Source organism: Chamaesiphon sp. OTE_8_metabat_110 (assembly GCF_031382685.1).
Taxonomy (GTDB): Bacteria; Cyanobacteriota; Cyanobacteriia; order Cyanobacteriales; family Chamaesiphonaceae; genus Chamaesiphon.
In genome coordinates this window covers 1-8,972 of record NZ_JANMZA010000517.1, presented here as the reverse complement: position 1 = coordinate 8,972, position 8,972 = coordinate 1, and the positions used below count along the sequence as shown (strand labels likewise).

At 50.7% G+C, this 8,972-nt stretch carries 5 protein-coding genes and 1 pseudogene; 4 read left to right on the top strand and 2 right to left on the bottom strand.

Annotated features, from left to right (window positions below):
- Positions 1-1,178, bottom strand: a pseudogene (locus tag RMO52_RS18820) (polyribonucleotide nucleotidyltransferase); the annotation flags it as partial.
- A 211-nt stretch (positions 1,179-1,389) separates the two neighbouring features.
- On the opposite strand from RMO52_RS18820, the gene RMO52_RS18815 reads away from it, so the two are divergent.
- From RMO52_RS18815 to RMO52_RS18800, 4 genes are all read left to right on the top strand, one after another.
- Positions 1,390-1,752 carry a hypothetical protein gene (locus RMO52_RS18815; RefSeq protein ID WP_309738247.1) on the top strand — a complete coding sequence of 121 codons (363 nt, stop codon included), beginning with the start codon at positions 1,390-1,392 and terminating at the stop codon, positions 1,750-1,752.
- Between the two features lie 207 nt (positions 1,753-1,959).
- A complete protein-coding gene (locus tag RMO52_RS18810; protein ID WP_310417302.1) occupies positions 1,960-3,867 on the top strand; it encodes a DICT sensory domain-containing protein in 1,908 nt (635 codons plus the stop codon).
- A 411-nt stretch (positions 3,868-4,278) separates the two neighbouring features.
- On the top strand, positions 4,279-6,069 hold the full coding sequence (locus RMO52_RS18805) for a protein phosphatase 2C domain-containing protein (protein WP_310417298.1): 1,791 nt from the start codon (positions 4,279-4,281) through the stop codon (positions 6,067-6,069).
- 220 nt (positions 6,070-6,289) lie between these two features.
- A complete protein-coding gene (locus tag RMO52_RS18800; protein ID WP_309742503.1) occupies positions 6,290-7,048 on the top strand; it encodes a metallophosphoesterase family protein in 759 nt (252 codons plus the stop codon).
- Positions 7,049-7,168: 120 nt separating this feature from the next.
- Here RMO52_RS18800 and RMO52_RS18795 read toward each other — a convergent pair.
- A partial coding sequence (locus RMO52_RS18795; RefSeq protein WP_310417295.1) for a hydantoinase B/oxoprolinase family protein occupies positions 7,169-8,972 on the bottom strand: 1,804 nt, incomplete at its 5' end.

Sequence of the window (8,972 nt, the reverse complement as noted above, 5' to 3'; positions counted from 1 at the left end):
GGGAAATTGTAGTGGTGAATATACCGTTTGGTATTTTCGGGATTGAGATCGTCACCGAGATCCTGTGCGTCGCCGGGAGTACCGAGGGTACAGGCGGACATGACTTGAGTCAGACCCCGATTGAATAAACCCGTACCGTGGACGCGCTTGGGTAAGACACCGACGAAACAGGAGATGGGGCGCACTTCGTCGAGTGCCCGTCCGTCTACCCGTCGTCCGGTTTCGATGACTTGTTGGCGCATCATTTTTTTGGTGATGCTTTTGAACAGGGTGCTGACAGCTTTACTATCGCTAGCTGCGGCAACTTGAATCGGATCGGTTTCTGGGAGACTGGCAATCTCGGCTACTGCTTTAGCTTTGATTTCATCGAGCTGGGCATCCCGAATTGGTTTACTTGGCTCGTATTTACCAAGTACGACTTTAATGCTTTCGGTAGTTCGATCGCGTAAAAAGCTTTCTAAGGTGGAGTCAGTAATTGGTTGTTCGGCATGTACGATCTCGATGCCGAGTTCTGCGAGCAATTCCCGCTGGGCGGTAATTAGCTCTTGAACTGCTTCATAGCCAAAGTCGATCGCTTCGATGATATCCTGTTCGGGTAACTGATTGGCACCAGCTTCGACCATGATTACGCCGTCGGGTGTGCCCGCAACGACTAAATCCAGATCGCCGATTTGAATTTCGCGGTAGGTAGGATTGATGATAAAATCATCTCCGACTAAACCAACGCGGACTGCTGCCATCGGGCCATTAAATGGGAGTCCCGCGAGTAATGTCGCGATCGAGGCTCCAGTGACTGCCAAGACATCTGGGGGTACCAATTCGTCTAGGGACATGGTGGTTGCAACGATTTGAATATCATCGCGCAGCCAGTCGGGGAATAACGGACGCATCGGTCGATCGATCAACCGACTAATTAGGGTGACTTTTTCTGGCGCTCGACCTTCGCGACGTAAGAAACCGCCGGGAATCCGTCCGGCTGCATAAATCCGTTCTTCATAATCTACGAGCAATGGTAGGAAATCAATTCCTTCTCGTCCTTTCGCACGCGTCGCGGTAACTAGTACGCTGGTATCGCCAGATTCGATTAAGACGCAACCACCAGCTTGGGGTGCGAATACTCCAACCTTAAGTCTGATATCCCTACCATCAAAGGATATCGACTTATTTATCTCTGCCATTAGGTTGTCCTTTTTTTATGCACTTCTTCTCTTGCTGTTTGCGATCCTAGCATTCTTAGCGGCGGAGGTGGGAATTTTTTTGGCGATTCTCTTGCACAGAGGCTACGCCAACGACGGCTGTGATGTTACTATCTTGTAAATGTTGGAAATTTTGATGCTTCCGCCAAGCTGAGTGGGTAAGTTACCAGTAAGTAGTATCGATCTTTTTCCTATGTTCAAACGACACGCTCGACTGTGGCTTTCCACATTGGCATTCACGCTTATAGTTACTCAACCATTTGGTAAAGATGGCAGTGGATTTCAGACCTCGGTAGCGGCTAAACCGCTGTTACAAACCGCTGCGCTTGGCACTCAACCTCCTACCAAAGCTACCAACGATCGCATTTCGCCACCACCAGTAGATGCGGTGTTGGCAAATGTCCGACTTAAGTCAGGGAGCCAACCGAGAGCCAAGCGCGCGAGCGTCACAAACCGACGCAATGATGCCAATCGCTCGTTACGGGGGATTTCCCATTTCATCGATCCAGATCGCAATGCCAATCTCACGCCAGTAAATCGCTTTATCGATCGATAACTCCCAGATCCGAATGCCGAGCGTCACAGCAGATGGTAAATAATAGTAAAGCTATTAACTCGAAATGCCGATCCAGTAACTATTAGGTGCGGTTTTTCTGTAATATAGAAATCGATAACCTCAAGATCCAATTGTCTCGACTTCGATCGAGGTGCTTGACAGTGAAGATCGTCGCGCCACCCTGCCGCAGCTACTAGGAGAAAGATTATGGCGATCGATCGCCGATCGGTTTTAAGCGAGTTACTGCGGCAAATGCCCCAACTCAGATCGCATTTGTACTTTAAATCTTCCCTGACGGCGCTTTCTCATGCGATGGAAGATCGGGTGCTCGCCGGGACAGATCGACCATTGCTGATTGCGAGTTTCCAGCAAGAAAAATTTTATCGTCAAGAAGCACATCGGTATCGACGGCTGGGAGAAATTAGCGACCAAGTATATGTGTTAGCTGCGCCAGATACCGAGTTTAGCGATCGTATTTCCGAATATGAATTGGTGCCATTTGAGAGTGAGGATGGGCTAGCTAGTGAATGGCATTTGATCGCTATTGGTGCCCAGTCTTCAGCCTGTCTGATCTGTCGCGAAAAAGTCGTCCCGCCGTCGGATATTCCCGTTTTGCCAGAAATCGATGCCTCGCGGCGGTTTGAGGGGATCTGGACGTTCGATCGCCAAGTGACAATTACAGCGGCGCATATTTTGCTCGATCGGATTCAAAACTACCGCCCCGAGTTGGCGGCTAAAATCGCCCAGGCAAAGCAAGAATACCTAGTCGCAGTCCCCACCATTCCTCACGATCATTCCGCCAGTGCTGATGCCTTTGTGCAGCGGCTGGTGACATATTTACAAGCTCGTCAATACAAATTACTCAAAGCTTACCGCTCGATCGAAGAAAAAGAAGAACGGGAGCGGCTGGTAAATTCGATTACTGGCGCAATTCGGCGCTCGCTCAACTCTGCCGATATTCTCCATGTTGCCGGACAGGAAATTGGCAAAGCCACTGGCGTCAGTCGGTGCATTATCTATCAGTATCGCAAAGACGAACGCACGACCAAAATTGCCCACGAATATCTAGCGAATGCGGCAATATCCTCTCTACTCGGTAAAGCTTGGCAACTAGCCGATAATCCAATTTTTAAAGCGGTGGTTGAGAAGCATGAGTCCACATCCCTCGCCGAAATCAACCCGAGCAAAGCTTGGCAACGTACGCTCGCCAAACTGGGGATTACCGACTGGTTAATCGTGCCAGTGCTGCATCAAGACAGGCTCTTAGGAGCGATCGAATTACATCAATTCACGCCCGATCCCTTGCCGTGGTCGGATGATACCATCACATTGGTAGACGCGATCGCGACTCAAATCGGCAGCACGCTGATTCAAGCCGAATCTTATACCAACCTCGAATATCTCAATCAGCAACTCGAAGCACTCGATCGCACCCGTGCTAATTTGGTAGCGATTACTGGACACGAACTCAGGACGCCACTATCTACGATCCAAGTCTGTCTGGAGAGTCTGGCAACCGAGCCAGATATGTCTCCTGAACTGCGGCAAGTCATGCTCAATACAGCCCTGGGCGATGCCGAACGGATGCGGAAACTCGTTCAAGATTTTTTGACGCTCTCTCAGCTCGAAAGCGGGCGGATTCAATGGCATCCCGAGCCACTTTCCCTCGAAGAATGTATCGATCTGGCGTTGAGCGGTTTGAATACGCGACGGTACGATCGAGACTTACCCAAAATTGTCGTCGATTTACCTGCGGATCTGCCGTTCGTGCGTGCTGATGGGGAGTGGTTGGTGGAGGTATTGACAAAATTACTCGACAATGCTTGTAAGTTTACAACGGGGCAAGATCGGATCGCGATCGAAGCCTCGAAGATCGAATCGATGCTGGAGGTGATTATTACCGATACTGGGCGGGGGATTGCGCCTGAGTTATTGCAGATGGTGTTCGAGCGGTTTTATCAAGCTGAGGGTTCGCTGCGGCGGACTACTGGGGGAACGGGTTTGGGGCTGGCGATCTGTCGGCAAATTGTGAATGGTTGGGGTGGGGAGATTTGGGCGGAGTCGGCGGGTAAGGATTGTGGGAGTCGGTTTCATTTTACGGTGCCATCGATTTAGATGCTCTTGTCACAAGCGATGCGGCAAATGTTAGATACTTATGGGTTGTATAGAGGCTCTGGTTATAAGCGATGCGGCAAATGGTAGATACTGGTGACTTGCGATTTTACTAGCGGAGGCAGAACCCGGATCTGGGGGTACCGACCCTCAGCCCCCCCGTTGAAAGGCGGGACGCTGTCTTGATTTGCTAAACCCTCGGGGAACCCGAGGAGCGCAAATCGCCGCCTCTCAAACTCTCCTGCGTAAGGTTCGATCTGTAGGAAGCGACATTCGCTGCATTCGCTTCCCATTACCTATTACCTATTACCTATTACCTATTACCTATTACATCTCCCATCTCCCATCTCCCATCTCCCATCTTTCTAGCGTAAACTACAGAATGAATCCGCTCGACCCCGACTTCGCTAATTTATGACTACCACTCAGGCAATGACATCTAGATATATCTGGGCTGCTCAACGGCAAGCAACGTTGATTCCGGCGGGTCGATTGGTGGAAGATCGGTATCATGCGATCGCGCCGCAGATCTGGTTGGATACTAAGCCTCAAGAGCCGCCAGACTTGCTGTTTCCACTGCCGCATCAGGCGATCGCCTACGCTCATTTATATCGATATCAGCTCCATTTACCCCGATTACACGGCTTTTGCTCGCTGAAGAGCGCTAATGAGACGATCGAGATTCCATTGCTCGATAATATCCCGGTCGATCGTGAAGGGAAATTACTGCCTAGTTTAGTGGAGGCGTGGGGCACGGCTACCGCCCTAGAGCAGGCATATTGGTTGTGGCAAGCGATCGCTCTGTGGGCACCGCTATCGGGTGCTGGGGTGTTGTCTAGCGCGGTCTTGATGGACAACTTGCGCGTAGATGGTTGGCGGCTGCGATTGTGCGAATTGATTTCCGACTATGCGACGGGCAATACTAAAGTTACTCTCGCCCACCTCGGAACGCTGTGGCTGAAAACTTTGCCAGGTGCTCATCCAGAAATTGCCGATCGCTTAGAAGCCTTATTTTTGAAGATGCAGGCGGAAAAAGCTTCGCTGCGCGATGTCGATCGCGAATTAAATAGTATTATCCTCGAACAAGCGGCGCGGTTGTCTGTGAAGTGGCAGATCGCTGGTGGTACTGATGCTGGCTCTCTGCACCTGCATAATGAAGATTCTTATTACCCGACTCCATTAGAGTTAGCTCACGATCCGACGGGTGGGAAAATTGCGATTATCTGCGATGGGGTTGCCGGACATGACGGGGGTGAAGTTGCCAGTCAGATGGCTGTCAAACTGCTCCAAATTCAAGCCCAAAATCTCTATCAGGATCTGATTAACTGCGATCGCATCGTCTCACCCGAACAGATCTCTCAGGCGATCGGGGCGATCGTCAGAGTGGTAAATAATACTATTACTGCCCAAAATCAAAGTCAAGGTCGCGAGCAGCTTGCGCGGATGGGTACGACAATGGTGATGGCAATCCAAGTCAACCAGCAGATTCGTAGCCGCGATGGGGTAGGGAATTCTCATGAGATTTATATCGCTCATGTTGGCGATAGTCGGGCTTACTGGATTACACCTCAGCGGTGCCAACTGCTGACAATCGATGATGATATCGCCACCCGTGAAGTCAAGCAAGGTCGCGATCTGTTTTGGCATAGTGTCAATCGCCCGGATGCGACGGCGCTAACTCAAGCTTTGGGGATGAAGGCTGGCGAGCTGATCGTGCCTACCGTCCAGCGATTTATGGCGATCGAGGATGGGATTTTATTGTTGTGTTCGGATGGTTTGAGCGATCGCAACTTGGTCGAAAGTTCGTGGCAAGATTACGCCGCGCGGATTCTTCAGACAGAGATGCCATTGACTGAAGCCGTCCAATCATGGCTGGCTTTGGCTCATGGCGAAAATGGTACGGATAATATTTCACTAGTGTTAATGTCCTGCCAGGTATCCACGTCCACTACAGATCCCGAGATCCTTTACTCAGCTTCCACTCCTGAAGCAGTCGCGATCTCCAAGTCCGCCCCCGAACCTAAATTTAGACTCAATCGCGCCATTCACTTATTCCTCGCACTGACTACCAGCATGGGTTTCCTCGCTGCGGTTGCCATTGCGATCGCCTTTTTTCAGCCTGATTGGGTGGCAAATTGGCGGCAACAACTATCGCCTAATGGCGCTGCCCAGTCGGAGCTAACCGAGGAAACTACTGGTAATTAAGGAATTGAGTACTAACTAGCTAGATTCGGCTATTCGATCGAGGAATTGAGCAATAATAAAATAATAGGGGCGCAGTTTCGAGCAGAGCCAGCATGAGACAGTAGCCAAGAGCGCCGATTATGCAATCGCGCTCTTGGCAGTCAAAGTGTGCATACTATCAATATTATCCGGCTGATGCTTCGGTCTCGACCGAGTAGCTTCATCTGAGCATTGACATTTTATGTTTAATTTATTTCAAAGAAAGCACAGTTCCAAACCCCGGATCGTGATTATTGGTGACGTTCACGGCCACTTTGATGGTATGCGTGAGTTAATTGATTTTTGTAATGTTTCTGCTGAAGATGCGTTGTACTTTCTGGGTGATGTCATCGATCGCGGCCCCAAAAGCGCTCAGGTGGTGAAATGGATTCGGGAGCGGGACTATCCCTGTCTGATGGGCAACCACGAAGTCATGCTCTTGACCGCATTTGGTAATGGTAAAGTTGATGAGATGGCGTTGCGTCACTGGTTGCCATCTGGCGGCGATACAACGCTCGAAAGCTATGGTGAAGCCGGAATTCCCCAAGGTGACATGGATTGGTTTGCAAGTTTGCCATCTTATCTGGATTTGGGGGATGTATTTTTAGTTCATGCTGGTGTCGATCCGTTTAAAGCACTGGATAAGCAAAATAACGACCAATTTTGCTGGATTAGAGAGAAGTTTTTGAGCAATCAATTTCCCTATTTTCCCGATAAAATTATCATTACCGGACATACGATTACATTTACGCTTCCCGGTGTACGTCCGGGAGAAATTGCCCAAGGTCCCGGCTGGATCGATATTGAAACAGGTGCCTATCACCGGAAAAGTGGCTGGATGACGGCGCTAGATGTCACCAATGCGCTGGCTTATCAAGTCAACGTATTTACAGGTAAAAAACGCAAACAACCACTCGATCGGATTGCTAAGACGATCGATCCGATTCGGGTCAAACTTTAGGGAATAGGGAATAGGGGATAGGGAATAGGTAAAAGGTAAAAGGTAAAAGGTAAGAGGTAATACACATCGCCCAGTCCCCCCGTCCCCTCATCTCCCATCTCCCATCTCCCATCTACCCTCTCATCCAAAGCCGCCGCCGCCCGGTGTGTCGATCGAGAAGATATCGTTGACATTCATTTCGACTTCGGCTTTGGAGCCTAGTGACTCGATTCTCCGATGGAGAGGCTCCGCCAACGAGCCATCTTGGCGTTCGATCTGATTGCGTCCGACTGCTCCGGGTGCGCCACCTGCTAAGCCAAAGGGGGGAATCGATCGATGACCGGATAAAATGCCCATTTTCATCGCTTCTAGGCAGCGAATGCGGCGGGTGACGCCGTTACCGCCGGAATATTTACCGCTACCGCCACTGTTTGCGCGAATCCGAAAACTCTCTAATAATACGGGGAAGCGCAGTTCTAGGACTTCTGGATCGGTGAGCCGGGAATTAGTCATGTGCGTTTGGACGGCATCGGTGCCATGAAACGTTGCTCCGGCACCAGAACCGCCGCAGATAGTTTCGTAGTATTGATAGCGATCGGTACCAAAGGTAAAGTTATTCATCGTGCCTTGAGCTGCTGCCATGATTCCCAGCGCACCGTAGAGGGCATTGGCGATCGCTTGGGAGGTTTCGACATTGCCTGCGACTACTGCTGCTGGAAATTGCGGATGGAGCATCGATCCGGTGGGGACGATGATGTGTAGCGGTTTGAGACAACCTGCATTAAGTGGGATATCGTCATCGACGAGGGTACGGAAGACGTATAACACTACTGCTTTGCAGATTGCTAGCGGTGCATTGAGATTGGTGTGTTGTTGGGGTGATGTCCCGGTAAAATCGATCGTTGCCGAGCGGGTGGATCGATCGATCGCAATCTCGACTTGAATCTGACACCCATCGTCCATCAGATAGGTAAATGTCCCTGGATTGAGGACAGAAATCGCTTGTCGGACTGACTCTTCGGCATTGTCCCGGACGTGCTGCATATAGGCTTCGACGGTCGCCAAGCCATATTTCTCGACCATTGCTAGTAAAGCCTGGACGCCGCGCTCGTTAGCGGCGATTTGGGCTTGGAGATCGGCGATGTTTTGCTGGGGATTGCGGGCTGGATATATTGCATCGGCTAAGAGTGCTAGCACCTCAGCCAGCCGAAATCGCCCACCAGCGACAAGTTGGAAATTATCGATTAATAGTCCCTCTTGCTCGATCGAGGTGCTGTGTGGGGGCATAGAGCCAGGAGTGATGCCACCGATATCGGCATGATGTCCGCGCGATGCGACGTAAAATACTGGTGTGGGCAAATCGGGGAGAAAAATTGGGGTAATCGCGGTGATGTCGGGTAAATGGGTACCGCCGTTGTAGGGGTTGTTGGAGATATACACATCTCCAGGCTGTAAAGTATTGCCGCAGGCTTGAATCAGGCTGGTGACGCTTTCGCTCATCGAACCCAGATGTACGGGGATATGCGGTGCGTTGGCGACTAATTCACCAGATCGATCGAATATGGCACAGCTAAAGTCAAGGCGTTCTTTGATATTGACGGAGTAGCTGGTGTTTTGCAGGGTTATTCCCATCTCTTCGGCGATCGATTTGAGCAGGTTATTGAAGATTTCCAGGCGGACTGGATCGGGTGGCGAATTTACCCCCCCTTGTCGGGATGGGGTGACTACATAAGTTGGATAGGCATCGGCGGAGATGGTGTTACCCCCCCAACCCCCCCTTATCAAGGGGGGGCTTTCTTGCTTCTTCCCCTTGATAAGGGGAGGAAGCAAGAAAGCCCCCCCTTGATAAGGGGGGGTTGGGGGGGTAACACCATCTCCGCCGATGCCTATCCAACTTATGTAGTCACCCCATCCCGACATGGGGGGTAAATTCGCCACCCGATCC